Annotated in this window: 21 protein-coding genes and 6 pseudogenes; 16 read left to right on the top strand and 11 right to left on the bottom strand. The window is 72.2% G+C overall.

Annotated elements, in window-relative coordinates; translation table 11 throughout:
- The first annotated feature begins 253 nt into the window (after window positions 1-253).
- Window positions 254-3,697, top strand: a complete 3,444-nt coding sequence (locus tag AB0O82_RS18175; protein WP_363584759.1) for a S8 family serine peptidase — start codon at window positions 254-256, stop codon at window positions 3,695-3,697.
- Window positions 3,698-3,854: 157 nt separating this feature from the next.
- Complete coding sequence (locus AB0O82_RS18180; RefSeq protein WP_363584761.1) at window positions 3,855-4,823, top strand: alpha/beta hydrolase; 969 nt, start codon at window positions 3,855-3,857, stop codon at window positions 4,821-4,823.
- Window positions 4,824-4,886: 63 nt separating this feature from the next.
- Here the strand turns inward: AB0O82_RS18180 and AB0O82_RS18185 are convergent, their stop codons facing one another.
- From AB0O82_RS18185 to AB0O82_RS18200, 4 genes and pseudogenes are all read right to left on the bottom strand, one after another.
- Complete coding sequence (locus AB0O82_RS18185) at window positions 4,887-5,087, bottom strand: hypothetical protein (RefSeq protein ID WP_063346158.1); 201 nt, start codon at window positions 5,085-5,087, stop codon at window positions 4,887-4,889.
- A gap of 118 nt (window positions 5,088-5,205) precedes the next feature.
- The gene (locus AB0O82_RS18190; protein ID WP_363584864.1) at window positions 5,206-5,772 is read right to left on the bottom strand and encodes a TetR/AcrR family transcriptional regulator; all 567 of its coding nucleotides are present in this window, start codon (window positions 5,770-5,772) and stop codon (window positions 5,206-5,208) included.
- A gap of 143 nt (window positions 5,773-5,915) precedes the next feature.
- Window positions 5,916-7,307, bottom strand: coding sequence for an amidase (locus tag AB0O82_RS18195; protein ID WP_363584763.1), 1,392 nt, complete (start codon window positions 7,305-7,307; stop codon window positions 5,916-5,918).
- Window positions 7,294-7,515: pseudogene (locus AB0O82_RS18200) on the bottom strand (hypothetical protein); the annotation flags it as partial. The pseudogene AB0O82_RS18200 and the gene AB0O82_RS18195, both read right to left, overlap by 14 nt.
- Before the next feature lie 218 nt (window positions 7,516-7,733).
- Here AB0O82_RS18200 and AB0O82_RS18205 point away from each other — a divergent pair.
- Complete coding sequence (locus AB0O82_RS18205; protein ID WP_363584765.1) at window positions 7,734-8,642, top strand: MBL fold metallo-hydrolase; 909 nt, start codon at window positions 7,734-7,736, stop codon at window positions 8,640-8,642.
- 308 nt (window positions 8,643-8,950) lie between these two features.
- The gene (locus tag AB0O82_RS18210) at window positions 8,951-9,763 is read left to right on the top strand and encodes a DUF4328 domain-containing protein (protein WP_363584767.1); all 813 of its coding nucleotides are present in this window, start codon (window positions 8,951-8,953) and stop codon (window positions 9,761-9,763) included.
- Window positions 9,764-9,792: 29 nt separating this feature from the next.
- Here the strand turns inward: AB0O82_RS18210 and AB0O82_RS18215 are convergent.
- Window positions 9,793-10,197, bottom strand: a pseudogene (locus tag AB0O82_RS18215) (VWA domain-containing protein); the annotation flags it as partial.
- A 532-nt stretch (window positions 10,198-10,729) separates the two neighbouring features.
- Between AB0O82_RS18215 and AB0O82_RS18220 the strand changes: the two are divergent.
- The 3 genes and pseudogenes from AB0O82_RS18220 to AB0O82_RS18230 form a co-directional block, all read left to right on the top strand.
- Complete coding sequence (locus AB0O82_RS18220) at window positions 10,730-11,842, top strand: DUF6192 family protein (RefSeq protein WP_363584769.1); 1,113 nt, start codon at window positions 10,730-10,732, stop codon at window positions 11,840-11,842.
- Window positions 11,843-11,845: 3 nt separating this feature from the next.
- Window positions 11,846-12,292, top strand: coding sequence for a RacP protein (locus tag AB0O82_RS18225; RefSeq protein ID WP_363584771.1), 447 nt, complete (start codon window positions 11,846-11,848; stop codon window positions 12,290-12,292).
- 15 nt (window positions 12,293-12,307) lie between these two features.
- Window positions 12,308-12,712: pseudogene (locus tag AB0O82_RS18230) on the top strand (transposase); the annotation flags it as partial.
- A gap of 14 nt (window positions 12,713-12,726) precedes the next feature.
- Here the strand turns inward: AB0O82_RS18230 and AB0O82_RS18235 are convergent.
- Window positions 12,727-13,986, bottom strand: a complete 1,260-nt coding sequence (locus tag AB0O82_RS18235) for an IS110 family transposase (RefSeq protein WP_363584773.1) — start codon at window positions 13,984-13,986, stop codon at window positions 12,727-12,729.
- Window positions 13,987-14,335: 349 nt separating this feature from the next.
- Between AB0O82_RS18235 and AB0O82_RS18240 the strand changes: the two are divergent.
- Together AB0O82_RS18240 and AB0O82_RS18245 are read left to right on the top strand one after the other, a co-directional pair.
- A pseudogene (locus AB0O82_RS18240) lies at window positions 14,336-14,737 on the top strand (transposase); the annotation flags it as partial.
- Between the two features lie 238 nt (window positions 14,738-14,975).
- Entirely contained in the window at window positions 14,976-15,374 is a 399-nt protein-coding gene (locus AB0O82_RS18245; RefSeq protein ID WP_363584775.1) for a hypothetical protein, read from the top strand.
- A gap of 10 nt (window positions 15,375-15,384) precedes the next feature.
- On the opposite strand, the gene AB0O82_RS18250 is transcribed toward AB0O82_RS18245, so the two are convergent.
- On the bottom strand, window positions 15,385-15,909 hold the full coding sequence (locus AB0O82_RS18250) for a hypothetical protein (protein ID WP_363584777.1): 525 nt from the start codon (window positions 15,907-15,909) through the stop codon (window positions 15,385-15,387).
- A gap of 158 nt (window positions 15,910-16,067) precedes the next feature.
- Between AB0O82_RS18250 and AB0O82_RS18255 the strand changes: the two are divergent.
- Window positions 16,068-16,466: pseudogene (locus tag AB0O82_RS18255) on the top strand (transposase); the annotation flags it as partial.
- Between the two features lie 346 nt (window positions 16,467-16,812).
- Window positions 16,813-17,121 carry a hypothetical protein gene (locus AB0O82_RS18260; RefSeq protein WP_363584779.1) on the top strand — a complete coding sequence of 103 codons (309 nt, stop codon included), beginning with the start codon at window positions 16,813-16,815 and terminating at the stop codon, window positions 17,119-17,121.
- 496 nt (window positions 17,122-17,617) lie between these two features.
- Here the strand turns inward: AB0O82_RS18260 and AB0O82_RS18265 are convergent.
- The 3 genes and pseudogenes from AB0O82_RS18265 to AB0O82_RS18275 all read right to left on the bottom strand — a co-directional run.
- Window positions 17,618-18,643: pseudogene (locus AB0O82_RS18265) on the bottom strand (VWA domain-containing protein); the annotation flags it as partial.
- On the bottom strand, window positions 18,640-19,518 hold the full coding sequence (locus tag AB0O82_RS18270) for a MoxR family ATPase (RefSeq protein WP_363584781.1): 879 nt from the start codon (window positions 19,516-19,518) through the stop codon (window positions 18,640-18,642). The pseudogene AB0O82_RS18265 and the gene AB0O82_RS18270, both read right to left, overlap by 4 nt.
- A 265-nt stretch (window positions 19,519-19,783) precedes the next feature.
- Complete coding sequence (locus AB0O82_RS18275) at window positions 19,784-20,455, bottom strand: Tat pathway signal sequence domain protein (protein WP_363584783.1); 672 nt, start codon at window positions 20,453-20,455, stop codon at window positions 19,784-19,786.
- A 387-nt stretch (window positions 20,456-20,842) separates the two neighbouring features.
- Here AB0O82_RS18275 and AB0O82_RS18280 point away from each other — a divergent pair, with 387 nt between their 5' ends.
- The 3 genes from AB0O82_RS18280 (at window position 20,843) to AB0O82_RS18290 (ending at window position 22,927) form a co-directional block, all read left to right on the top strand.
- Window positions 20,843-21,595, top strand: coding sequence for a TetR/AcrR family transcriptional regulator (locus AB0O82_RS18280; RefSeq protein WP_363584785.1), 753 nt, complete (start codon window positions 20,843-20,845; stop codon window positions 21,593-21,595).
- Between the two features lie 142 nt (window positions 21,596-21,737).
- Entirely contained in the window at window positions 21,738-22,394 is a 657-nt protein-coding gene (locus AB0O82_RS18285; RefSeq protein WP_363584787.1) for a DUF6230 family protein, read from the top strand.
- A gap of 2 nt (window positions 22,395-22,396) precedes the next feature.
- The gene (locus AB0O82_RS18290; RefSeq protein WP_244293257.1) at window positions 22,397-22,927 is read left to right on the top strand and encodes a DUF6114 domain-containing protein; all 531 of its coding nucleotides are present in this window, start codon (window positions 22,397-22,399) and stop codon (window positions 22,925-22,927) included.
- 97 nt (window positions 22,928-23,024) lie between these two features.
- Here AB0O82_RS18290 and AB0O82_RS18295 read toward each other — a convergent pair whose 3' ends face one another.
- Entirely contained in the window at window positions 23,025-24,119 is a 1,095-nt protein-coding gene (locus tag AB0O82_RS18295) for an NAD(P)-dependent alcohol dehydrogenase (protein WP_363584789.1), read from the bottom strand.
- 158 nt (window positions 24,120-24,277) lie between these two features.
- Between AB0O82_RS18295 and AB0O82_RS18300 the strand changes: the two genes are divergently transcribed.
- Together AB0O82_RS18300 and AB0O82_RS18305 are read left to right on the top strand one after the other, a co-directional pair.
- Entirely contained in the window at window positions 24,278-25,165 is an 888-nt protein-coding gene (locus tag AB0O82_RS18300; RefSeq protein WP_363584791.1) for a helix-turn-helix transcriptional regulator, read from the top strand.
- 178 nt (window positions 25,166-25,343) lie between these two features.
- On the top strand, window positions 25,344-26,606 hold the full coding sequence (locus tag AB0O82_RS18305; RefSeq protein ID WP_363584793.1) for a globin domain-containing protein: 1,263 nt from the start codon (window positions 25,344-25,346) through the stop codon (window positions 26,604-26,606).
- Window positions 26,607-26,649 lie beyond the last annotated feature (43 nt).

Genomic DNA, 26,649 nt, shown 5'->3' on the forward strand with positions numbered 1-26,649 from the left:
TTTCTGCCGTGAATTTTACTTTCTGATGGTCTTTTTTACTTTCTAATGGGGATTTCCCCCCTTGTCGTGGTCGTGTCGGATGCGCTGGAATGCGACCGCTGTCGGGACGCGCGGTCCGGAGCAACCACGCGTCCGACCTGGATCCGCGTACGCTGGGCCGCGCAACCTGACGTCTCATCAGACGAAAGGATGTCCATTGATCGGCTGGCGGAAATCCCAGCTAGCAGCTGCCGTCACGGTCACCGCCGCGTCCATGGTCCTGACCTTCGGGTCCAGCGCCAACGCAGCTCCGCTCCCGGACCCGCAGAACGCCCCCGTGGCGTCCGCGGACGGGACCCCGGTGCCGGTGATCGTGATTCTCAAGGACCAGATAGCGGACGCCCCGGCCGACAACGGCCACCTCGGCGCCCGTAAGCAGAAGGCCGCGAACGCCCAGGCGCCGCTGCTGGACAAGGTCAAGGCCAACGGCGGCACCAACATCAAGAGCTTCGTGGTCGGGAACGCGTTCTCGGCCACGGTGAGCCCCGCGCTGCGTGCCGCGCTGCTGGCCGACCCGGCCGTCGCCTCGGTCGTCGCGGACGAGCAGGTCACCGTCACGCCGCCGGCCGCCGGCAAGGCCGCGGCCGCGAAGGACGCCGCGGACACCAAGTCCGGTGCCAAGTCGGCCAAGGCCGCCGCCCCGCAGGCCGTTTCGGGCAGCAACGGCCAGGGCGCCGAGCAGAACGCGACCAACACGATCTGCCCGTCCGACCCGTCCCAGCCGCTGCTGGAGCCGGAGGGCCTCTACTCGACGCACGCCGTCGGCGCCGACGGCAAGCCCGGCGCGGCCGACCTGGCCACCGGCAAGGGCGTCAAGGTCGCCTACATCGCGGACGGCCTCGACCCGAACAACCCGGACTTCATCCGGGCCGACGGCTCGCACGCGGTCGTCGACTACCAGGACTTCGCGGGCGACGGCGTGGACGCGCCGACCGGTGGCGCGGAGGCCTTCGGCGACGCCTCGGCGGTCATCGCCCAGGGCCGCCAGGTCTACGACGTCTCGAAGTTCGTGAACGCCTCCCGCGGTCTGCCGGCCGGCTGCAACATCCGCATCCGCGGCCTCGCCCCGGACGCCTCGCTGGTCGCCCTGCGGGCCGGCGGCGAGATCATGTCGAACTCGTCGATCCTGCAGTCCATCGACTACGCGGTCTCGGTCGCCAAGGTCGACGTGCTGAACGAGTCCTTCGGCGGCAACGTCACCCCGGACAGCGGCGCGCACGACACCATCTCGCTCTTCAACGACCAGGCCGTCAAGGCCGGTGTCACCGTCTCCGTCTCCACCGGCGACGCGGGCATCAGCGGCACCATCGGCACCCCGGCCACCGACCCGAACGTGATCGCGGTCGGCGCCTCGACGGACAACCAGAACTACCAGCAGACCGGCTACGCGGCCGCCCAGTTCTCCAACAAGACCTGGAGCAACAACCGCATCTCCGCGCTCTCCTCGGGCGGCTTCACCCAGGCCGGCCGCACGGTCGACCTGGTCGCGCCGGGCGAGTCGGACTGGGCGCTCTGCTCGCCCGACACCAGCAAGTACACCGACTGCACCGGCTACAGCGGCCAGGGTTCGCCGATCCAGTCGTTCGGCGGCACCAGCCAGGCCGCGCCGTTCGTCACCGGCGCCGCGGCCCTGGTCATCCAGGCCTACCGCGACACCCACAACGGCCAGTCGCCCGCCCCGGCGCTGGTGAAGAAGTTCATCACCGGCACCGCCCAGGACCTCGGCGTCCCGGCCGAGGAGCAGGGCGCCGGCCTGCTGAACGTCCGCGCCGCCGTCGAGGCCGCCCGCGGCTACCACGCCGGCTCCGGCGCGTCGGACAGCAAGACCGTCGTCGTCACCACCGGTCAGGTCGACATCGCCGGCAACCCCGGCTCGACCCACACCGCCGACGTGACCGTCACCAACACCAGCTCCGCCCCGCAGACGGTCAGCGGCGCGACCCGCACCTTCGTGCCGCAGTCGAGCAACCAGCAGACCGTCCAGCTGGACACGGCCTCCACCGACACCTTCAAGTACGCCACCAACGGCGCCACCTGGGTGCAGAAGCAGGTCAAGTTCACCGTCCCGGCCGGCGCCGACCGCCTCGCGGCGTCGATCGCCTGGCAGGGTGCGGCCAGCCCGGTCACCAACGGCTCCGTGGTCCGCATGACGCTGCTCGACCCGTCGGGCCGCTTCGAGACCAACACCCGTCCGCAGGGCGGCGCCACCCCGGCCGACTTCGGCCTGGTGGACGTCCCGCACCCGGTGGCCGGCGAGTGGACCGCCGTCCTGTACACCCCGGCGGGCAAGGCCGGCTACAACGGTCCGGTCCAGCTGGGCACCGCCACCCAGCGCGCGGTGCCGGCCGGCGCCGTCAGCCCGAGCGTCGCGGACCTGAAGCCGGGTGAGACCAAGACCCTCAAGGTTCAGCTCACCACCCCGGGCACCAGCGGCGACTCCAGCCAGGCGATCACCGTCGCCAGCTCCAACGGCACCGCCACCAGCGTTCCGGTCGTGCTGCGCAGCCTCGTCCCGGTCAACCAGGGCAAGGGCACCTTCACCGGCACCATCACCGGTGGCAACGGCCGCAACGCCTCGCCGACGCAGAGCTTCGCGTACGCCTTCGACGTCCCGAAGGGCCAGAAGGACCTGCGGGTCGGCGTCACCGTCGCCAAGGATCCGAAGCTGCTCATGCAGGGCGCGCTGATCAGCCCGAACGGCACCCCGATCGACATCGAGGGCAACGGCCTGCTCGACGCGCAGGGCAACCTGACCGGCACCACCGCCGGCGTCTCGGCCACCACCGTCAACCCGGCCGCCGGCCGCTGGCGGTTCGTCCTGAACGTGCTCGGCCCGGTCAGCGGCCAGGAGCTCGCCCAGGACTTCGCCGGCACCGTCGCGTTCAACCAGAACGTCGCCACCGCCGCCGGCCTGCCGAACGACCCGCACGCCAAGCTGGCGGCCGGCAAGCCGGTCACCGTCCAGGTGAACTACACCAACAACACCGTCGCCACCCAGAAGATCTCGGCCGACGGCCGCCTGGACCGCCGCACCGACATCCCGCTGGTGCCGCAGGGCGCCTCCGCGACGGTCACCCTGCCGCTGAGCCTCACCTCCGCGGTGCCGTCCTTCCTCGTCCCGCCGGGCACCGACCAGCTGAAGGCGGTGGCGGCCTCCTCGACGCCGGCCCACCTGGAGCTGTCCGGCACCACCGGCTCGCCGGACCTCTTCGGCGACCTGAAGAAGGCCCAGGACGGTTCGACCATCTCGGTCGTGACCGACAACGGCAGCGCGTCGCAGCCGGTCCTCCCCGGTGTGTGGGGCACCTTCCTGCAGCAGGTTGGCCCGTTCGGCACCGCCGGTGCCCCGGCCGGCACCGCCACCATCACCGCGACCGCGCACACCCAGGCGTTCGACCCGGCGCTGACCTCCAGCACCGGTGACCCGTACGCCCTGGCGGTCAACGCCTCGGCCCCGGCCGCCAACCCGGTGACCGTCCAGCCGGGCGCCAGCGGCTCGCTCCAGGTCACCGTGACCCCGACCGGTGCGAAGGGCAGCACCGTCCACGGTGTGCTGTACCTGGTGTCCGCCCCCAGCTCGGTGGCGACCGCCAACAACACCCTGGGCACCACCGGTTCGGTGCTCGCGGCGATCCCCTACAGCTACACGGTGAACTGACTTTCCATCACCACGCCGAGGCCGTCCCGGAGTTCCGGGGCGGCCTCGGCCGTTCTCCCCGGGGCGGCGGGAATGCCCCGCGCCCCGGCGGTGTTGCGCCGGGAAGGGCCGGGGCGAAACGGATGCCCCGGCCCTTCCACCGGACCGGGAGCGGGACTTGAACGACGCGATCAAGCACAGCCACGTCGAGGTGAACGGTGTCCGTCTGCACGTCGCGGAACAGGGCGAGGGCCCGCTGGTCCTGCTGCTGCACGGCTTCCCGGAGAGCTGGTACTCCTGGCGCCACCAGTTCGCCCCGCTCGCCGCGGCCGGCTACCGGGTCGTCGCCCCCGACCAGCGCGGCTACGCCCGCAGCGAGCAGCCCGAGCGGGTGGACGCGTACTCCCTGCTGCACCTGGTCGGCGACGTCACGGCGCTGATCCGCGCGCTCGGCGAGGAGCGGGCCGTCGTGGTCGGGCACGACTGGGGCGCGCCGGTCGCCTGGGCCACCGCCGCGCTGCGGCCGGACCTGGTGCGCGGGGTCGCCGGGCTGAGCGTGCCGCCGCTGCCCAGCGGGCCGCGGCCGCTGCGGGAGTCCCGGGAGAACTTCGGCGAGGGCTTCTACCAGAACTACTTCCAGGAGCCGGGCCGCGCCGACGCCGAACTGGCGGCCGACGTGAAGTCCAGCTTCCGCCGCATCCTGGGCGGTGGCCCGCGCGGTGGGGGGAAGCCGCAGCCATGGGTCGTCCCCGAGGGCAAGGTCCTGCTGGACACCATCCCGGAGCCGGCGCAGCTGCCGGCCTGGCTCACCGAGGCGGACATCGACGCCCTCGCGGCCGACTACGCCCTGCACGGCGAGCACGCCTTCACGGGCGGGCTCAACTGGTACCGGAACATCGACCGCAACGCCGAACTGATGGCCGCCTTCGACGGCGTGACGATCGACGTGCCGGCGCTGTACGTGGCCGGCGAACAGGACATGGTGAACGCGCTCGTCCCACCGGAGGTGCTGGCCCACCTGCTGAGCCGGGTGCCCAAGCTGCACCGCCACGTCCGGCTGCCGGACACCGGGCACTGGACGCAGCAGGAGCGCCCGGCGGAGGTCAACGAGGCGCTGCTCGACTTCCTCAAGCACCTGGACGCCTGACGCCCGCCCGGCTCCGGCCCGGATGCCGGGTCGGAGCCGGGTTGCGGAGGTCCGGCGGCGCGATCAGTGGTGGTGGTGGCTGCCCATGGGGTGGTCGCAGGCGCGGCACCTCCGGATGAAGAGGAGGCTCAGGCCGACGGTGACCACCGCGCCGAGCGCCACCCCGGTGCCCCGCACCGTCTTGCGGGCCGCGTTGCCGCCGATCGAGCCGGTGCACCGCGAGCAGTTCTGGCATCCGGTCCGCACCGGGATCTTCTTCCCCACGACGCTTCCTCCCAGGCGAGGTCCCGGCCAGCGGCCGGGCTCGTGAACGTCCCGCAGAAGCTTATAACTTGAGCTGCCCGTCGATAACGTGAGCTGCCCGTCCTCGCCCGGTGAACGATCATCCGCCCGAAGGACCGGCCCCGTACGGGTCGAGGAGTTCGGCCACGAGCCGGCGCGCGTACGCGGGGTCGAGGCCGGCCGGGCGGAAGAGGATGCGGTACATCAGGGGGGCGACGACGCCGTCCATGACCGCCTCGACGCCGGGCGTGTCCTCCCCGCGGCCGCCCGCCCGGCTCAGCACGGCGCCGACCTGTTCGGCCGCGTAGTCCGAGCACTGGCCGGCGTTGCCGCCGTCCGGGTCGCCGAGCAGGGCGTCGCGGATGTAGGCGCGGCCCGAGGGGGAGGCCATCTCGTCGAGGAACTGTTCGGCCCAGGCCGTCAGGTCGGACCGCAGGTCGCCCAGGTCCTCCGGCGCCGTGTCGGGCCGCAGGCGCTCCACCGCGACGTCGGACAGCAGCTCCTGGAGATCACCCCAGCGGCGGTAGACCGTCGACGGGGTGACGCCCGCGCGCTGCGCGACCAGCGGCACCGTCAGCGCGTCGCGGCCCACCTCGGCGAGGAGTTCACGCACAGCGGTGTGCACCGATGCCTGGACCCGGGCGCTGCGCCCGCCGGGGCGCACCATCTGTTTGCGACTCACGATAAACACCTTAAAGCATAATCCTTGCGTTTACGGGGTGCCGGGGTGCCGGGGTGCCGGGGTGCCGGGGGCCCGCCTCGGAGCCGGACGGCGGGCCGGCGCCGTCCGGCCCGGCCCGCCTGCTGTTCTCAGACCGCCGGCGCGAGCGCCCGGGCGGGCTGCGTCCGCTCGAAGGCGTGGCCGACCCGCAGCAGCGTGCGCTCTCCGAGCGGCCGGCCGAGCAACTGCATGCCGATCGGCAGGCCCGCCGCGTCCCGGCCGACCGGGACGGACAGGGCGGGCACCCCGGTGATGTTCGCGGGGGCGGACAGGCGCACATAGGCGTCGGGGACGCTCTCGACCGTGCCGTCGGGCCAGGTGACGGCCTCCTGGTCGGTCCGTACCGCGGTGACCGGGACGGTCGGGGCGGCGATCACGTCGACCTCCTCCAGCATCCGGGCCCACTCCTGCCGCATGAGCGTCCGGGAGCGCTGGGCGCGCAGGTAGTCCCCGGCGGTCATCAGCTCGCCGGCCTCCAGGAGGGCGCGGACGTCCGCCTGGTACAGCTCGGGCACCGCCCGCAGGGAGCGCTCGTGATAGGCGGTGGCCTCCGGCGCCACCAGCCCCCACAGAGTCGCCTGGAGGTAGCGGGTCATCGGGATGTCGACGTCGACGAGCCGTGCGCCGAGTGCCTCCAGGTGCTCGATGGCGCGCCGGACGGCGGCCTCCACCTCCACGTCGACGCGGTCGAAGTAGTAGCTGCGCGGCACGCCGACGCGCAGCCCCGTCAGGTCCGTGTCCGCGCCCGGCCGATGGCCGACGGCGGGGGTGGCCAGCGAGGCGGGGTCGCGCGGGTCGTGCCCGGCGAGGGCGTCCAGGACGAGGGCCGTGTCCTCGACGGTCCGGGCGATCGGGCCGACGTGGTCCAGCGACCAGGACAGGGACGCGACGCCGTGGCGGGGGACGAGGCCGTAGGTCGGCTTGAGGCCGACGACCCCGTTGAGCGCGGCGGGCACCCGGATCGAGCCGCCGGTGTCGGTGCCCAGCGCGAAGGTCGCGGCGCCCGCGGCGACGGCGACGGCGGATCCGCCGCTGGAGCCGCCGGCGACCCGGCCGCGGTCCCAGGCGTTGCCGGTCTGCGGGGTGGTCAGGCCGTAGGCGAACTCGTGGGTGTGCGTCTTGCCGACCAGGATCGCGCCGGCCGCGGCCAGGCGGGCGGCGACCGTGCTGTCGGCCTGCGCGCGGTGGTCGGCGCGGACCCGGGAGCTGGCCGTGGTGGCCAGCCCGGCGACGTCGATCAGGTCCTTGAGCCCCATCGGCACGCCGTGCAGCGGCCCCCGGTGCAGGCCGCGCGCCGCTTCCTGCTCGGCCTCGCGGGCCGCCCGGCGCGCCCGCTCCGCGGTGACCGCGACGTAGGCGCCGAGGTGCGGTTCGACCAGCTCGATGCGGTCGAGGACCGAGTCCACCAGTTCGACGGGGGACAGTCGCCGGGCCCGGATCTCCTCCGCGGCGGCGGCGAGGGAGAGCTCATACGGCTGCATCGTGCGTCTCCTCGTCCGTGTAGTGGGCGCTTTCCGCGCGGTAGGCGCTCGCGGGCGGGGTGTCCCCGAAGTCCAGCTCCCGCAGGACCGCGACGACGGAGAGCAGCTGGTTGGCGGTAGCCGCGACCGGGTCGTGGCGGTCGGCGGGCAGGGGGAGCCCGGCCCGGGCGGCCCAGCGGGCGGCCTCGGGTGGCGTGAGGTCGGTGGCGGGCCGTTCGGTGGCGGACGGACCGGTGGGCGGTTCGGCGGGAGGTTCGGCGGAGGGGTGTTCGGTGGTGGGCGGTTCGGCGGAGGACATGGGCGTTCTCTCCTGATCGGGGCTGGAGCGAGATGGCACCCGCACCAAAAGCTAACTGTTTGCGTTAGTCAGACTGTAGGTCCTACGATGGCTTAACGCAAACCGATTGCGTTTACGGGAGGAGCCCCATGTCCGGCGCCACGTCCGAAGCCCCCGCCCCCATCCCCGCCTGGACGGTGGGAGGCGTCACCGTCCACCGCATCGACGAGACCCTCCTGCCGCCCGCGACCGGGCCGTGGCTGCTGCCCGAGGCCACCCCCGAGGTGGTGACCGGCCACGACTGGCTGCACCCCCACTTCGCCGACCACGAGGGTGTCCTGCACCTGGACAGCCACAGCTTCGCGTTCGCCGTGGGCGGGCTGCGCGTCCTCGTCGACACCGGCATAGGCAACGGCAAGGAGCGGGCCAACCCGGCCTGGCACCACCTGCGGACCGACTACCTGGAGCGCCTCACCGCCGCCGGCTTCGCTCCGGACTCCGTCGACCTGGTGATCCTCACCCACCTGCACGCCGACCACGTCGGCTGGAACACCCGGGAGGTGAACGGCGAGTGGGTCCCCACCTTCCCCCACGCCCGCTACGTCACCTCCCGCGCCGAGCGGGAGTTCTGGGCCGGGTACGACCTGGAGGAGGCGCGGAGGCAGATGTTCCTCGACTCCGTGATCCCGGTCGAGCGGGCCGGGATGCTGGACCTCGTCGACGTCCCGGCCGAGGGCGTCGAGATCGCCCCGGGCCTGCGCCTGATCCCCACCCCCGGCCACACCCCCGGCCACGTCGCAGTCGAACTGACCAGCCGGGGCGAGACGGCGCTGATCACCGGTGACTGCGTCCACCACCCGGTCCAGCTCGCCCACCCCGCCATCGGCGCCTGCGTCGACATCGACCCGCGGCAGTCCGAGGCCTCGCGCCGCAAGCTCCTCGGCTCCCTCGCCGACACGGACACCCTCCTGCTCGGCACCCACTTCGCGCCGCCCACCGCCGGTCGCGTGCTCACGCACGGGGACGCCTACCGGCTGCTGCCCGTACCCTCGGCCTGACGCCGCGTTCGACCTCCCCGGGACGCTCGCACCCCTTCACCAGTCCTGCGCCCGAGGTCCGTCGACCGCACACCCGGATCGAGCGGGACGGGTGCGCCGGGTCGGGGCGGTGAGCCGGAGTCGGCTCCCCGGGGCTCGATTCCCGCGCGATCTGTCGTTTATCTGGCAATACCGCCGCTGAGCTGCGAAATCTCGCTGGCAGCGGACGTCGGTGATCCCCTAGAGTCGGCGCGCCCGCCCCGGTCGGGGCGTTGGCGGCACCGGCGTGCGAGTCCGAGCACGCGGCGATTCCAGGAGTTGACGATCTGATGGTGTGTGTGGCGTGTGGGGCGCGTCCCGCGGGGACCGAGAGCCGACGCTGCTTCGGCTGCGCGGAGGCGGCGCCGGGCTGGGCGGCGGCGCTCCGACCGGCGAACAGCCTTGCCATCGCGGTCTACGTCCTGCTGGGGGTGAACGCGATGCTGGCGGCGGGGGCGGTCGTGGCCGGCCTCTGGTCCGATGCCCTGTTGGGCCAGTTGGCGGACGGGTCGGCTGACCTCGACGACTTCGATGCCGTGGACTCCCTGGTGAAAGGGCTGAACGGGGTCTTCCTTCCGTTGGCGCTGGTCACCGCCGTGGTGTTCATCATCTGGTTCTACCGCATCCGCCAGAACGCCGACCTGCTGCTGCCGCACGGGCACCGGCGCGGACGCGGCTGGACCATCGGGGCCTGGGTCACCCCGTTCGTCCTGCTCTGGTTCCCCTGGCAGCTGATGGTGGACTGCTGGCGGGCGAGCGCTCCGCTGGACGCGGAGGGACGGCGCCGCGCGGTGTCGGAGAAGGTCCTGGTCCTGTGGTGGTCCACCTGGATCGGCGCGCTGGTCGTCAACCGGATCGCCAGCTCGATGATGAAGCACGTGAACCTGACGGTGCTCGACAGCCTGGAGGACCTGCGCGAGACCATCCGGGTGGAGACCGCCGGCTCGGCGCTGCGCCTGGTCGCGGCCGTCGCGGCGATCGTGGTGGTCCAGCGGCTGACGGCCATGCAGTGGGCGCGCCGGGCCGACATCAACCCGCTGGCAGCCAGGGCCGCCCAGGTGGCGGCCGAGGAAGCTCGGGCCCAGGCCCAGGCCCAGGCTTAGGCCGCCACGGCGGCGGACTCGGAAGCTCCCTACACCGGCAGCAGGCGGGCGATCAGTTCGCCGAGGCGGCGGGCGTTGCGGCAGGAGTGCATCTCCACGACGCCCGCGTAGGCGGCTGTGGCGGAGTCGCCGGTCCGCCAGAGGGCGGGCTGCTCGGGGTTGAGCCAGTGGACCCGTCGGGCCCGGCCGGCGATCCGGTGCAGCGCGTCCAGGTTCGGGTCGCGGTGGTTGTTGCGGGCGTCGCCGAGGATCAGCACGCTGGTGCGCGGGCCGACCGCGTCCAGGTGCCGTTCGGCGAACTCGCCCAGGGCGGAGCCGTAGTCGCTGTTGCCGTGGTGGCCCATCACCTTGGCCTCGGTGAGGATCCGGGCGGCGAGCCGGGCCGGGTCGGCGTCGCCGCGCGCCAGCAGGGCGGTGACCTCGGCGGTGCGGTTCAGTACCTGTGTCTGAACCCCCGATCCGGGTAGCCTGGAGCCCTAGCCTGGGCTGGTGTCCGAGGACAGCGGGCCGGTTGGTGAGCGGTGGTGCGAGGCTGCGACGTACGGCTGAGGCCGGAGTCGCGGCCCGGTACGCGTTTCTGCTCGACGGCGTGTCGTGCCAGGCAGTGGCGGGTGGACCAGCGGCTGCGGAAACGGGTGGCGGCCGAGCTGAGCGGGGCCGGCCGGGTGGAGTGCCCGGAGTGCGACGCGTGGTGGGTGGCCGGGGTGGATCGGCGTTCGAACGCCCGGTACTGCTCGCGGCGGTGCGTGATGAGGGCCTGGCGGTCTCGGAACGAACCGTTCGGCGAACGGTCACAGTGACCGTTGAGCGAACGCCGAAACGGTCACGATTCGCTCAACTTCGTTCATCCGCAGGCTAGTTGTTGTGATCACCACATTCCGGGCCGGACTCTGCTGCACGGAAGCGGACCGGTCCCGTCACGGCCAACTGCCGTGCCTGGTCCGCGAGTTGGTGGTGAGATTCCACATGGCTCAGGAGATAGCGGAGAAGGTCGGCTGCGTCAGCGCCGACCGATACCAGGAGATCGTCGCCGAGCTGCGGAAGCTGGTCGAGACGACCACCCGCGCGCAGTTCACGATCGGCGACTACGCGCTGGAGATCGAGCCGATGCGCGAGGTCGGCGGCCAGGAGCACAGCGACGAGATGTTCTCCGTCAAGAAGTCGCTGGCCCGGGTGGCCGACGACGTCGGCCTGACCTACTCGCAGGTCAGGCGGGCGAGGTGGACCTCTTCGCGGTGGCCCAAGGACCGCCGGCAGGCCGGCGTCTCCTTCACGGTCCACGAGGTCCTGGCGGGGATCGCGGACGAGCGGGAGCGGTTCGAGGCGATCCTCAACCCACCGCAGCCCCGGGGAAGGTGGACGGCGGACGACGCCAAGCGCAGGGTTGGCCGGCAGGTCGATGTTCCGGTGACCCCGCAGGAGAAGGTCAGCGCGATCCACACCCTCGCCCAGGACGAGGAGGTCGCCGCGGTGGTGACCGGCGACCTGCTGCGGCGTCCGGGCGTGGTCGCGCAGGTCAAGCCGGAGGACAAGGTCCGGGTGGTGGAGGAGCTGACCCGCGACGACGAGGTCGCCGCGGCGGTCGCCCCCAAGTTCCTGCACCGGCCGGCGGTGGTCGCCCGGGTCGCCCCGGCGGAGAAGGTGAGGGTGGTCGAGGAGCTGACCCGCGAGGACCACGTCGCGGCGGAGGTGACCACCGGGCTGCTGCGGCGCCCGGACGTCGCGGCCCGGGCGATGGCCGACGACACCGCCCGCCACCAGGTCAACCACGCCCAGGTCGAGCGGGGGCGGCAGGCCCGCGAGCACTTCGAGGAGAACAGCCCGATCGCGCCGGTGATCCGCAAGATCGACCGGTCGGTGGAGTTCCTGGACCTGGTGACGGCCTGCCACGCGTTCGTCGCCGCGGCCGGGCGGGTCGTCCCGGGCCTGCGCGACCGGCAGCTCGGCGACGACGAGCAGTCGGTGATCCGGGAGAACTGCGCGCGCGTGAGGGCGACGCTGGACTGGATTGAGACGGCGGTCGACACCGGGAAGGTCGACATGGACGGCGAGCTGGCCCGCCTGCTCCAGGGTGAGTAGGCGATGCCCCGCGCCTCCCGGCGTAGGTCGGCGGCGGCCGAGCGGCACGCCGACACCGTTCGCAAGGTCCTCTTCGAGGCCCGTCCCGCCGGGCTGACCTTCGACCAGCTCGGCCGGGCCTCCTCGCTCAGCGCGGGTCAGGCCCGGGCGGGGCTGGCCTGCCTGCGCGACACCATCGCCGAACGGGGCTGGCCGCCGCTGATCTGGACGAGGGCGGACGGCTACCGGTTCTGCTCCGACCCGGTCGAGTTGCAGGCATACGAGGCCGCGGTGATCCGCGAGAAGCTCACCGAGTTCCGCCGGTTCATCACCGGTGTTGTCGCCCCGCACTTCGCCCTCCAGCCCAAGGGCCGGTGGGTGAAGCACCTGAACACCCAGATCAGCTCGGTGGAGTCCACGCTCGAAATGATCGCGGACTACAGCGATGCCGGACCAGGGCCTTCGTCTTGAGGGGAGGGAACGAGGTTGGCCCGGCGTCGCTGCTACCCGTCGGACACCTTCGACGACGAGTGGGCGCTGATCGAGGCGCTTCTGCCGGTTCCGGCCTGCGAGACGAAGGCCGGCGGGCGGCCGGAGAAGCACCCGCGTCGGGAGATCGTGGACGCGATTCGGTACGTCGTGGACACGGGCTGCAAGTGGCGCGCGCTGCCGAAGGACTTCCCGCCCTGGCGCACGGTTTTCGGCTTCATGGCGCGCTGGGCGGCGGCCGGGGTAATCGGCCAGATCCGTGACCAGCTCCGCGCCCGGGTCCGCCGGGACATGGGCCGGGCGCCGGGCGCGGTCGCCACGATCATCGACTCGCAGTCGGTGAAGGCCGCCGAGACGGTCGGCAAGGACAGCCGGGGCTACGACGCGGCGAAGAAGACATCCGATGCGGAAAATCGTCAAGCCGCCAGGGACAGGTGGACTTCTCGTGGCGTGGGGAAGGCGATGTCCTCGCTGAAGTGCGTGCGCCGGGTGAGGCAATGGTGGAGGCAGCCGATCATGCGGCTGAAGAGGTTGCGTTGGGCGGCGGTGTGCCGGTCGCCGGCTTCGCGGCGGCGGTCGTAGTGGGCCCTGGCGCCGGTTGAGTGGGCCATCGCCGAGAAGGCCCACATGTAGCCGACCCCGGCCAGCCGCTGGTTCTTGACCCTGCGGGCCATGACCACCGTGCTCCTGCCGGAGGCCCTGGTGATCGGGGCCGCACCCGCGTAGGCCTTCATGCCCCTGGCGTCGGCGAAGCGGGAGCGGTCGTCGCCGATCTCGGCCAGGACGCGGGCGCCGCTGAGGGGACCGAGGCCGGGGAAGCTGGTGATGATCTCCGCGTCGGGGTGCTCCTCGAAGGCCTCGGTGGCGGCTTCGGCAAGGTCCTCGGCGCTGGTGCAGGCGGCATCCAATTGACGCAGGAGCGCGAGGGCCTGCCGGCCCATAGCCTGTTCAACCAAAGGGAGTTGGCGCATCTGCGGCGATCGGAGTGCGGCGTGGAGACGCTCGGCCTCGGCGTCGATCGTGTTCTTGCGGCCAGCCTTCTTCAGCAGGGCCCGCAGCTGGGCGCGGGTGAGCTTGGATGCCTTCGCCGGGGTCGGTGCCGCGGCGAGGAGGACGCGGGCGATCGGGTGGAAGATCCCTTCGCGTCGGTGGCCCACGGCCGCCAAGAAGCCGGGGAAGTACTCGCGCAGGTGCGACGTCAGCTTGTTGCCGGCCTGGGTGCGGTCCCAGACCGCGTTCTGCTGGGCACGGGCGAGCACGGCGACGGCCTGGACGAGCTCGCTGTCCGCGGGCAGCTGCCGGTGGGCGTCGGCGTCGGTGCGGAGAATGTTCGCCAACACCAAGGCGTCCAGGTGGTCCGACTTCTTGCGCGCGACGGTCCGGCGCTCGCGGTAGCGTGCCGCGGCCATGGGGTTGATCGCGTACACGGGGCGGCCTGTCGCCCGCAGCGCGGCGACCAGGAGGCCGTGCGAGGTCTCGATGGCCACCGGGATCGGGTTCTCCGCCGTGTCGCCGTGTTCGGCGAGCACCTGGAGAAGCTCGGTCATGCCTTCGACGCTGTCGTCGATGCGGGCCCGGGCCTTCAGCGCGCCCGATTCGTCCACGATGGCTATGTCGTGGTGGCCGCTGGCCCAGTCGATGCCGCAGAACACTCTCTCTTGCTCCAGTTCTCTCATCTGCTTCCTGCGTTTTAGCTGATCAAAGCCGTGCAGGGCATGCGTCTCTCTAATGGAAGGGCTCATTGGCCCGACATCCGATTAGCCGTTCATGACCCCAGCGACCTGCGGGGCCCTCAGTCTCGAACGGAGCTGGTGGCTCCCGATCACGTAAGAGGTGGTCCCCGCAGGAGGCTTGAACCATGATCATCATCGGTCATCAAGGGGATGGTGCTCGTCGTCAGCGGCGAGCGTCAGCACACGTCAGTCTTCTTTGAGGGCTCACGGGCCCGGATCAACGGAGGACGTTGTGCTGACGCCGGCGGCCGGCGACGAGCGGGCTCCAGTCGTGCCACCTGCCGCCCATTAGATCAACGGCAGGAAGCGGCACCTGGTGGTGGACACGAAGGGCCTGCCGCTGTTCGTGATGGTCACCCCCGCCGACATGACCGACCGCGACGCCGCGAAGGAGGTGCTGTTCCGGCTGCGGCTGATGCACCCGGAGATCACGATCGTCTGGGCCGACTCCGCCTACGCCGGGCAGCTGGTCGGCTGGGCGAAGAAGTACCTGAACCTCACCATCAAGACGGTGAGCCGGCCCAAGGACGCGAAGGGGTTCGTGGTCCTGCCGCGCCGTTGGGTGGTCGAACGCTCGCACGCCTGGGTGATGCACGCCCGCCGGCACGCCCGCGACTACGAACGCCTCGTCCAGCACTCCGAGTCGCTGATCACCTGGGCCGCGATCACCCTGATGACCAGGCGCATCACCAAGCGGCAGTCCAGGCGCTCGGGCCAGCCGGCGTCCCGCGAGGCCCAGCGGGATTGATCGTTCTCGGAGTCGGCCAACCGATCGCCACCCGGAGCCGCCGGAAGAACCGGCCGACCCCTACTCTCCCACGACCTCCCGGCGCCGGTCAGCCGGTTCGCCGACACCGGGGCCGCTTCCTGCCCGATGATGTGATCCATCCGACGAGCAGGGTGAACGGGCGGACTTGGGGGAAGGGCCACGCATGGAGATCATCAGCAGCACCGGCTTAGGCCGGCCCTGGCCCGAGCTGATGCCCGACCGCCGTCCGGCCCTGGTGGTCCCCGCAGCCCCCGGTCGTCCCCTGCTCGCCGAAGACGGCTGGGCCCCGCACGACGACGTCCCCGCCCTCACCACCGGTCAGCAGTGCGCCTGGTCCACCGTCCTGGACGGCTACCGGCTGACCGTTCGTCGCCCGTGCGGCCTGACCTGGTTCGACGGCGAGATCGCCGCCACCCGGGAGTGGCGAAACCGCGTCCACGTCCACGGCGCGCTGCTGCTGATCTCCGGCCCGTTCACCAGCGTCTTCGATTTCCGGCCCGTCGCCGCGGCCGGCCGCCTTCTGCTCCTCACCACGCCGGTCCGGCCCGCGGCCGGCACCTGACCGTCTCGGTTCAGTCGGGTTCCTCTTCCGCGTCGCCGATCTCCGCCCGCAGGTCGTGGATGCTCCGCAGGATCTCGATGAGGGCCGCCTCCGTCCGGCCGAGACCCCGGCGGACCCTGTCCACGTCGCCGGCCTCGAAGTGGAGGTGGGCGCCGAGCGCGTCCACCGCGACGGCGATCGCCATCGCCGACGCCATCCGGCCCGGGGGCGTCTCGTCCTGGTCAAGGCCCATGAGCTGCACGCCAGTGCGCTGCAACCGGTTGATCAGCGCGTTGGTCGACACCGCAGAGCCGGGGCCGGTCTGGTCCATCCACCCGAGCAGCACCTCGGCCTGGTCCTGGTCGACCCCCAGCCTCGTCGCGGCGGTGACCTCCAGTTCGACCCTGGCCAGCAGCACGCCGAGCAGCCGCCGGCGGTTTCCCTCCTCCGGACCCTGCGGCCACAGTTCAGGATCGAGTACGGGCTCGTCCCCCAGCGCGACCAGGGCCGCATAGACCTGCTCGGCGCTCACCGGGAACTCGCTCTCGACGCTCACCCGGCCCAGCCTCCCCGGTCAGCAGCGCGAGCGCGCGGACCCACGCCCGAGACACCACCCGTTCGATTCCCGGCCCAGCCGAACGCTTCGCACACCCTCAGAAACAGGTACTCAGCGACTTCACACACATGAAGAACACGGAAGTGCTGGCTCAAGATAACGGCCGCAAGCGCCACCTGGTCGTGGACACCCACGGCCTGCCGCTGTTCGTCATGGTCACCCCGGCCGACATGACCGACCGCGACGCGGCGAAGGAAGTGCTGTTCCGGCTGCGGCTGATGCATCCGGAGATCACGATCGTCTGGGCCGACTCCGGCTACGCGGGCCCGAAGCTGGGCGGCTGGGCGAAGAAGTACCTGAACCTGACCCTCAAGACCGTCGGCCGGCCGAAGGGCGTGAAGGGCTTCGTCGTGATCAAGCGCCGTTGGGTGGTGGAGCGGTCGATCGCCTGGATCATGCACGCCCGCCAGCACGCCAGGGACTACGAACGGCTGATCCAGCACTCCGAGTCGTTGATCACTTGGGCCGCGATCACCCTCATGACCAGGCGCATCACGCAAAGACAGTCCCGCAGGGCCGGCCAGCCCAATCCCCGCGCCCCGATCGGGCACTGATCATTCTCAAGTTCCCCGTCGGGAACGCGGCCGGGAAGAACCCGAGTCACCGGCCGGCGCCTCACTCTCCCACGGTCCCGGGCGGCCTGTCAGAGGATTCGCCGCGCTGAAGCAAACACCCGGCGGGTGATGTGATTCGTCGCCTCACTTTCCTGATGGTCAAGGCCAGTTGATTTTTTGGGCTTAAGGAGTGAAATCATCGCAAAACGCGCAAAGAGGCGTCCGCACTGAGCGATAGCAAGCGTATTCCCCGGGACTATGACACAAAGTCTCACACTGAGGAGAAATTGTGATCAAGAAAATGGCGGTCGTCGCGGCCGCTGTCACCGGTCTCGTGCTCACGAACGCGGGTTGGGCTGTCGCCAGCTCAGGCGGCGATCACGGGCACGGCGGAAACTCCGGAATCGCCTGCGTCGTCGGCGACGACGCAGGATTCTCCAACAACTGCGGCAACACGTACGTCTACGCCCCCAGCGTTCTGGGCAACCTGCTCAGCCTGCTCTCGCCTCCCCCCACTGGTGGTGGCGGTGGCAACAATGGCGGTGGCAACAATGGCGGTGGCAACAACGGCGGTGGCAACAGCGGTGGCAACAGCTGACCCGGCCCCGCCCTGGCATGTTCTGCCTTGGCCTCCCCTGGACCGGTGAGCAATCGGGTTAGGGTGCTCAGGCCATCGGCCCCAGCGCCAGCCCTCCGTCGATGGGCCGCCGCTGGGGCCGGCTGCTGCCGACTTCGCGTCCTCGCCGAGCTTCGATGTCCAGGGCCCAGGGCCCAGGGCCCAGGTCACACGATCACAGACTTCAACCAGTACCCGGACCGCCCCCCTGGCTGACCATCCGCCGGCCCGGTGGCCGCCTGACTTGGTTCGACGGCGATATCGCCACCACCCGCGAGTGGAGCCGTACGGTCCGCGCGCACCGCACTCTGCCGCTGATCACCGGCCCGTTCACCAGCGTCCTCGACTTCCAGTCCGCCACCACAGGCCGGTTGTTCCTCCTCCCCACCCCGCTCCGGGTCGCCGACGGCACCTGAGATCATCCCTGTTCGATTCCTGACCTGGGCAGATGCCGCCCGGATGAATGAAAACAGGCTCTCACGAAGGCGAACACCCGCACCTTGCTGAACTGTTCGCTCATCGCCCGCACCAGCAGCATGGTGAAGTCGGCGAATCCGGCCACCGAGCCGGAGACGTCGCACAGCAGCACGAGTTCCGGCCGGGCCGGGCGGCGCAGCCGGTAGGCAGGGCGCAGCGGCACCCCGCCGGTGGACAGCGAGCGACGCAGGGTGCGGCGCAGGTCGATCCGTCCGCGTGCGGCGCGGCGGCGCCGGGCGGCCAGCCGGGTGGCCAGCTTGCGGGCCAACGGGTGGACGGTGCGGCGCAGTTCGGCGAGCTGGTCGCGGCCGGCGGCGAGGAAGTCGATCCGGTCGGCGGTGGGTGCGACGGCGCGTTCGGCGATCCGCTCGGCGCCGCGCAGTTCGGCGACCCGGCGGCGGGCCTCGGTGGCGACCAGGGCGCGGAAGTCCTGGATGCGGCGGCGGATCTCGTCGGCGAGGACGCGGTCGGACAGGTCCGGGGCGGCGGCCCGCTCGCGCAGGGCGGCGAGGATCCGGGCGAGCAGGGTCTCGGGGGCGAGCCGGCCGAGCGCCTGGTGGGCCGACCAGCCGTCCGAGGCCGGCGTGGCACCGGCGCCGTACCGGCCGAAGGCCTCCACCACCTCGCCGGCCAGCCGGGCCTGGGCGGCCCGGTCGTCGGCGGCCAGGGCGGCGGCGAGGCGCTCGCGCAGGTCGTCGCGCAGCGGGTCGGGGCGGCCGGGGCGCGGTGGCCGGGGGTCGTCCGGGAGTGCGGGCGGGTCGGCGCGGACGGCCTCGGGGGTGCCGACGCCGAGCGGGAAGAACAGGTCGAACGTGGCGTCGAAGAGGGCCCGTTGGGTGTCCGAGCGCAGCAGCGCGGCGGCCAGGCCGGCCCGCATCTGCTCGCGGTCGGCGAATCCGAGGACGTCGAGGACGGCGGCCGCGTCGACCGTCTCGGCGGGGCCGATCCGCAGGCCGTGCCCGCGCAGCGCGCGGACCAGGCCGGTGAGCCGGGCGGCGGTGTCGGCCGGGGGCGGGGCGGTGGTCATGCGGGGGTGAGCTTCTGCGCGGCCTTCCGGATGTCGTCCTGGTGCTTGAGGATCACCCCGAGGGTGTCCTGGACGACCGCCTCGTCGAGGGTGTCCGCGCCGAGGGCCAGCAGGGTGCGGGCCCAGTCGATGGTCTCGGCGACGGACGGCGCCTTGCGCAGGTCCATCGCGCGCAGCGCGCCGACCACCCGGACCAGCGAGGCGGCCAGCGTGTCGTCCAGGCCGGGCACCTTGCGCCGGACGATCTGCCGCTCCAACTCGGCGTCCGGGTAGTCGAGGTGGAGGAAGAGGCAGCGTCGACGCAGTGCCTCGGACAGTTCACGGGTGGCGTTGGAGGTGAGCAGCACGAAGGGGCGGCGGCTCGCGGCGATGGTGCCGAGTTCGGGCACGGTGACCTGGAAGTCGCTGAGCACCTCCAGCAGCAGCGCCTCCACCTCGACGTCGGCCTTGTCCATCTCGTCGATCAGCAGCACGGTGGGCTCGTCGCCGCGGATGGCGGTGAGCAGCGGGCGGGTGAGCAGGAACTCCTCGCCGAAGATGTCGGTGCGGGCCTGGTCCCAGCCCTCGTCGCGGCCGGCGGTGATCCGCAGCAGTTGCTTGGCGTGGTTCCACTCGTAGAGCGCGCGGGCCTCGTCGATGCCCTCGTAGCACTGGAGCCGGACCAGCCGGGCCCGGCCGATCGCGGCCACCGCCTTGGCGAGTTCGGTCTTGCCGACCCCGGCCGGGCCCTCGACCAGCAGCGGCTTGCCGAGCCGGTCGGCGAGGAAGACGGTGGTGGCCACGGCGGTGGAGGCCAGGTAGCCGGTGGCGGCCAGCTGGTCGGCGGTGTCCGCCACCGATGCGAAGAACCCCGTGCCGTCGCCGCTGCCGCTCATCTGCCCGCCCCGTTCCTGTCGGCCGTGTCCGTGCGGCAGCACCCTACCGGCCGGTCACTTCGCCGTCTCGGGGGATTCGGCGGGTGGCGAGGGCTGAGCCGGGCCGGCGGCGGGGCGTGCTTCTGGATCACCTGGCGGGCGTGCGGGCGCGCCGGAGCGGCGTACGGCGACCGCGGTCGCCGTACGCCGCTCGTCTGTTCCCGCCGGTCGGCCGTCAGTTGACGACGTCTGACCGGACGTCAGTCGACGAAGGCCCCTCGGGTCGTCAGTTGACGAAGATGAGCGGGCTGCCCGCCACCGAGGTGTCGGTGACCGGGCCGTAGGTGGCGCTGAAGTAGCCGGTCGAGAAGCACAGGCCCGAGCCGGAGACCAGGTTGAACGGCTGGGAGGTGAAGCCGATGGTGTTGCCGGTGTTCGAGGTGGTGCCGGAGATGCCGGTGGTGGTCTGGTAGACGCAGTTGACGCTGCCGAGGATGGTGCTGAGCACGACCGTGGTCTTCATCGCGCCGGCCGCGCCGGGGGTGAGGGCGACCGGGTTGCCGGGGCCGTCGCCGACGGTGTTGGTGAACGGCAGGTTGTTGACGGTGATGCTCTTGACGCCGGTGACGCCGAGGACGTTGGAGGAGCAGGAGCCGAAGGTCTGGGTGTTGAGCTGCTCGACCGCGCTGCCGGGGGCGGCCGGGTTGGCCGTCACGGTGGCGGAGAAGGCCGAGTTGGCACAGCTGATGCCGCTCGTTCCGCTGGCGCTGCTGTAGAAGGTGGCGGTGGTGCCCGAGACCAGACTGGCGGTGAGGACGTCGCCGACGGCGACGTCCGGGCCGCTGCTGCTGCCGGTGGTCAGCACCGCGGAGCCGTCGGCCTGGGCGGGTGCGACGGCGGCGCAGGTGAAGGCGAGGGCGGCGAGGGCCGCGGTACCGAGCGTGCGGCGAAAGCGCATGAGGGTGACCTCTCTCCGTGCGGAGACGGGTGGGGGTGGCCCGCGGTGCGGGTGTGGTGGCGTGCACGGCGGGGGAGGTGCGTGGGCATGGCGTGCCGGGGGCTTCGCGGGGCCGTGGTGCGGCGGGCCCGGCGCCACGGGCCCGCTCGTACGGCACAGCGGTGTGAAGGTGCGGACGTGCGCTGCGAGTGCAGGAGTGCACGTCGGCGGCTGCCACCGCCGCGGGCCTGCGTCCGCTCGTGGTCCCGTGGCCCGGGCTGCTCGCCCGGGGCCGCCGGAGCCCCTGGAGGTCGTCCGGTGGTGACAGGGTCGCCCACCGGTTGGAAACCTGTCAGTGTTGTAAACCCGATGTTGCGTCAATGTCAATACAGGTAACAGGAGTTGGTGATGGAACGGAAACACCTCCGAAGTGCCGACGTGATCCTGCTGCCGGGCGCGCGGGCCGGTCGTGACCCAGCCCGGTCCATCAAGCGCGGCCCGAGCCGGCTGCCCCCGGGCGTGGTGGCCGCGACCCAGCGCGAGCGGCTGCTCGACGGGCTGGTCCAGACGGTGGCCGCGCGCGGCTACCAGCACGCCACGGTCAGCGACATCTGCCGCGCGGCCGGGGTGACCAGGCCGGTCTTCTACGAGCTGTTCAGCGGCAAGGAGGACGCCTTCCTGGCCGCGCACCGGCACGGCACCGGGGTGGTTCTCCGACGGATGGCGGCGGCCTTCGCGGCGGAGTCCGACTGGTGCGCCGGGATCCGGCAGGCGCTCGGCGCGATGCTCCATCTGTTGGCGGGGACACCGGCCTTCGCGACCATGGCGGTGATCGAGATCGAGGCGGTCGGACCGGCCGGCCGCCGCGAGCGGGACCAACTCCTCACCCGGTTCCGGGCGTTCTTCGCCGAGGTGCCCCAACCGCTGGGCGGTGTGCGGGTTGTGGAGCTGGTGGATGCCGTGGTGGGCGGGGTCTACAGCGCGCTCTACCGGCGGATCGACTCCGGTCGGACGGTTCAACTTCCGGAACTCCTGCCGGTGTTGAGCATGTTCTGTCTCGCGCCCTTCCTCGGCCCGGCGCAGGCGGCCGTCCGGCTCGGGTTGCCGATCGGTGAAGATCCTTCGTGCACCCGTATTGACCCGGCCACTACCGGGCAGTAGCTTCCCAGTTACTCAAAGCGCGGCCTGACCGTGCCCGCCCCGCTGCCGAGGGGCGGGCGGCCCGGTCGGGCCGTGGAACGCTGTCCGCGCCAGGGCACCGTGCCAGTGCCTGCACATCCCACCCACCCAACAGGGAGCACACATGGCCATGTCCGAGGACGCCGCCGCCGCGGCCGAGACCCCGGAGACGCCGACCGGCACCAGGAGAGGGCGGGTACGGCTCAAGCGCAGCGCCTGGATGGCCGTTCCGGCCGTCGCGGCGGGCGCCGTCCTGATGGCCCTCACCGCCCAGGGCGTACTCGCCGCCCAGTTCTCCATCAGCGGCATGCCGTTCACGATCACCGCGGACAAGCTCGACGGCAAGGGCTTCGCCCAGTTCGGCAGCCTGGACTCGATGATCCCCGACAGCCCCAACCAGGGCTCCACCGGCGGTCAGGTGCTGGTCGCGGTCTCGGCGATCAAGAAGGCCGAGATCACCAACCTGTGCCAGAGCGTGGACCTCGGTGGCGTCAACCTGGTGATCCACGCCGGCGACGCCGGCACCCCCGTCTCCGCCACCGACCTCACCACCGACTCCGACATGCTGTCCGGTGACGCGGAGTTCACCAACATCGAGATCGGCGGCGACGCCAGCACCTACACCAAGGCCGGCAACGCGGGCAAGGGCAACCCGGGCGTCTTCGGGCAGCAGGCCGACACCGTCGTGCTGACGCACCTCAAGCAGCACAACTACGCGAGCACCGCCGTCGGGTTCAAACTGCCCAACCTGCGGCTGAGCTTCAGCTCCCAGGGCTGCTGACCATGACGGAGTCCGTACCGGAGCCGGCCGGTTCCGGCGAGGGCGTCGCGGAGGGGGCCGTGGGGACGGCTCCCGCCCCCGCTCCCGCCACCACCCGACCGGTCAAACGCGACTGGCGGGGCCAGCGGCCGTTCTGGGGCGGGCTGCTGGTGCTGTTCGGCGGCGCCGAGATCCTGTTCACCCTGCGTGCCCCGCTGCCCGTCGTCCTGCACATCGGGATGCAGGGGCTGGCGGGCTACCTGGTGCCGGCGGTGATGGTGCTGTGCGGCCTGCTGATCCTGTTCAACCCGGCCCAGCGGCTGTTCTACTCCGTCCTCGCCGTGCTCGCCGCGCTGGCGAGCTGGCTCACCTCCAACCTGGGCGGCTTCGTGATCGGGATGCTGCTCGGACTGGTGGGCGCCTGCCTCACCTTCGGCTGGCTGCCCGATCAGCCGCTGCGCCGGGGGCGGCAGCGGCGGGAGGACCGGCGCCAGGAACGCCGGTCGTCCCGAGCGGGCACGGCCGGGGCCGGGGCCGACCCGGCCGGGGTCTAGCCCGAGGCGCCCCGACGGCGCCCGCCCCCTGGTGATGGGAGAGCACCAGGGGGCGGGGCGTCGGGGCACGGGGGAGTGCGGGGTCGGGCCGTGACGGTCAGATCGTCGCGGCGTCGATCACGAAGCGGAACCGGACGTCGCCGGCCAGCACCCGCTGGTAGGCCTCGTTGACCTGCTCGGCGCGGATCAGCTCGATCTCCGCGGTGATGCCGTGCTCGCCGCAGAAGTCCAGCATCTCCTGGGTGGCCGGCAGCCCGCCGATCATCGAACCGGCCAGCGAACGGCGGCCGGAGAGCAGCGCGTGCGCGTTCACCGTGACCGGCTTCTCCGGCGCGCCGACCTGCACCATGGTGCCGTCGGTGCGCAGCAGGCCGAGGTAGGCGCTCAGGTCGAGGTCGGCGGAGACCGTGTTGACGATCAGGTCGAAGGTGCCCGCGAGCTCGGTGAAGGTGGCCGGGTCGGAGGTGGCCCGGTAGTGGTCGGCGCCGAGCTTCAGCCCGTCCTCGCGCTTGCGCAGCGACTGGCTGAGCACGGTGACCTCCGCGCCCATGGCGTGGGCGAGCTTCACGCCCATGTGGCCGAGCCCGCCGAGGCCCACGATCGCGACCTTCCTGCCCGGCCCGGCGCCCCAGTGCGCGAGCGGCGAGTACAGCGTGATGCCGGCGCACAGCAGCGGCGCGGCGGCGTCCAGCGGCAGGTTGTCGGGGATGCGCAGCGCGTACGCCTCGTCGACGACCAGCTTCGAGGAGTAGCCGCCGTAGGTCGGCAGGCCGTCGTGGCCGACGCTGTTGTAGGTGAAGACGGTGCCGCCCTGGCCGGTGCAGTACTGCTGGAGGCCGGCCCGGCAGTTGTCGCACTCCCGGCAGGAGTCGACGATGCAGCCGACTCCGACCCGGTCGCCGGCCTGCCAGCGGGTGACGCCCGGGCCGACCTCGGTGACCACGCCCGCGATCTCGTGGCCCGGGACCATCGGGAAGATGCCGGTGCCCCAGTCCTCGCCGACCTGGTGGATGTCGGAGTGGCAGATGCCGCAGAACTTGATGTCGATCACGATGTCGTGCTCGCCCACCGCCCTGCGGGTGACGGTGGTCTTCTCCAGCGGGGAGTCGGGCCGCGCCGCGGCGTAGGCGGCGACCGTGCGGGTGGTGCCCTCGGTGGTGCTCGTCGTCGTTGCGTTCGTCGAGTTCGTCATGCTTCCAGCCTGCGTCGGTGCGGCGCGACCAGCCAGACCAGAGCCTTTCGTACGTACGCCACGCCTAGGGACCCCGGACGTACGACCACGGAACGTACGCACGGCGGTATCACCCTTCCCCCCGCCCCCGCCGCCCGGATCCCCCGCATACTGCAGACATGGACCAGCGCACCGAACTCAGCGAGTTCCTCCGATCCCGCCGCGCCCGGCTGCGGCCCGAGGACGTGGGCCTGCCGGACAGCACCACCCGGCGGCGGGTGCCCGGCCTGCGCCGCGAGGAGCTGGCCCTGCTCGCCGGAGTCAGCACCGCCTACTACACCCGGCTCGAACAGGGCCACGGCGAGAGCGTCTCCGCCGCCGTCCTGGACGCCATCGCCCGCGTGCTGCGGCTCAGCCCCGCCGAGCGCGAGCACCTCGGCCGGCTCACCAGGCCCGCCCGCCGTCGCCCCGGCCGGGCCGCCGCCCGCCCGCAGCGGGTCCGGCCCGCGCTCCAGCAGCTCCTGGACGCGATGGACTGCGTGCCCGCGTACGTCCTCGGCAGGCGCCTGGACATCATCGGCTGGAACCGGCTCGGCACCGCCCTGCTCGGCGACTTCGCCGCGATGCCGCCCGAGCAGCGCAACATGGCCTGGCAGCTCTTCCTCGAACCGGCCTCCCGCGAGCTCTACGAGGACTGGGACGGCAAGGCCACCGACGTCGTCGGCATGCTGCGGCTGGACGCCGGACGGGATCCGGACGACCCCAGGCTCGCCTCGCTGATCGGCGAACTCTCCCTCAAGAGCGCCGACTTCCGCCGCCTCTGGGCCACCCACAGCATCCAGGACAAGGGCCACGGCACCAAGCGGCTGCACCACCCGGTGGTCGGCCGGCTCAACCTCCAGTACGAGACGCTGCGCCCGGCCGGGGACGTCGACCAGGTGCTCGTCACCTACCACGCCGAGCCCGGCTCCAGCTCCGCCGAATCCCTGCGCCTGCTGGCCAGTTGGGCGGCCACCGAGTTCCACCCCGAGCCCGCCGAGGCGACCCCGGCCGATCCCGCCCGGTAGCGACGCGGGGCCTCCCTGCCCGGCCTTCCCGTCGGGCCTCCCCGTCGGGCCCTCCCGCGAGGCCTCCCCGCCGGGCCCTCCCGCCGGGTCTTCCCGTCAAGGGGTCGATGGTCCCGGGTCCGATCGGGGCCATCGGCCCTTCTCGCCGGTAACCGGGCGGCGATTGACTGGACGGGTCATGGACACCACCACCAGCGGCACCACCGCCGAGTACGACCGGCTGATCGCCCGCCACCACGCGATGCGGCTACGCCGCCAACTCCTCACCCCGACCTCGCCGTTCGGGCCCGATCCGGCCGGCGTCGGCGCCGGCGCGTACGGCGGCACCGGTGGCACCGGCGGGCCAGGTGGCTACGACGGCGCCGCCGACCAACGGCTGATCCGGCGCGACCTCGGCCTGCTCGAACCGCTCTCCGAACTGATCGATCACCTCTACGCGGTGATGTTCCGCCGCCGCCCCTACCTGCGTCCGCTCTTCCCCGCCTCGATGGAGTTCCAGCAGGCCCACCTGGAGCGGATCCTCCGCCACCTGGTGGACCACCTCCACCACCCGGCCGAACTGGCCTCGACCCTGCGCCAACTCGGGCGCGACCACCGCAAACTGGGCGTCCGGCCGGTCCACTACGAGGCCTTCGAGGAGGCCCTGTGCGCGGCGATCCGGCACCGGGCGGCCGCCCGGTGGACCGAGGAGATGGAAGCGGCCTGGGTCCGGATGCTGCGCTTCGCCGTCGCGGCGATGACGGCCGGCGCCGACTCCGCGCTCACCGAACCCCCGTACTGGCACGCCGTGGTGACCGGCCACGAGCGCCGCCGCCCCGACCTCGCCGTCCTGCGCGTGCGCACCGGCGAGCCCTACCCGTACCGGGCCGGACAGTACGGCACGGTCGAGCACCCGACGCTCCCGCACACCTGGCGGCAGTACTCGATGGGCTGCGCGCCGCGCACCGACAACGAGTTGGAGTTCCACGTCCGGCGCACCGGGCCGGACGGGGTCAGCGCGGCCCTCGTCGAACGCACCGCCGTCGGCGACCGGCTGCGCCTCGGCCCGCCGCGCGGCGGCCTGCTGCCCGAGGACGACACCCGCGACCTGCTGCTGGTCGCCGGCGGCACCGGCCTGGCCCCGATGAAGGCCATCGTCGAGCAGCAGGCCGCCCGGCGCCCGCGCGGCCGCCGCGTCCACCTGTTCGTCGGCGCCCGGGACCGCGGCGACCTCTACGACTGGTCCGCGCTCTCCGAACTCGGCCTGCACAAGCCCTGGCTGGCGCTCACCCCGGTCACCGCAGGCCGGCTCGCCGACGCCGTCGCGGGCGCCGGGGACTGGCGCGAGCACCTCGCCTGCGTCAGCGGCCCGGCCGGCATGGTCGCCTCCGTCCGCTCCGAACTGCTCGCCGCCGGGCTGCCCCTGGCCCAGGTCCGCTACGACCAGGCGCTCGCCCGCTAGCCGTACGGCCTACCGGTAGTGGTACGTCCTACCGGTAGGCCGT

Source organism: Kitasatospora sp. NPDC088264 (assembly GCF_040685715.1).
In the GTDB taxonomy this organism is placed as follows: Bacteria; Actinomycetota; Actinomycetes; order Streptomycetales; family Streptomycetaceae; genus Kitasatospora.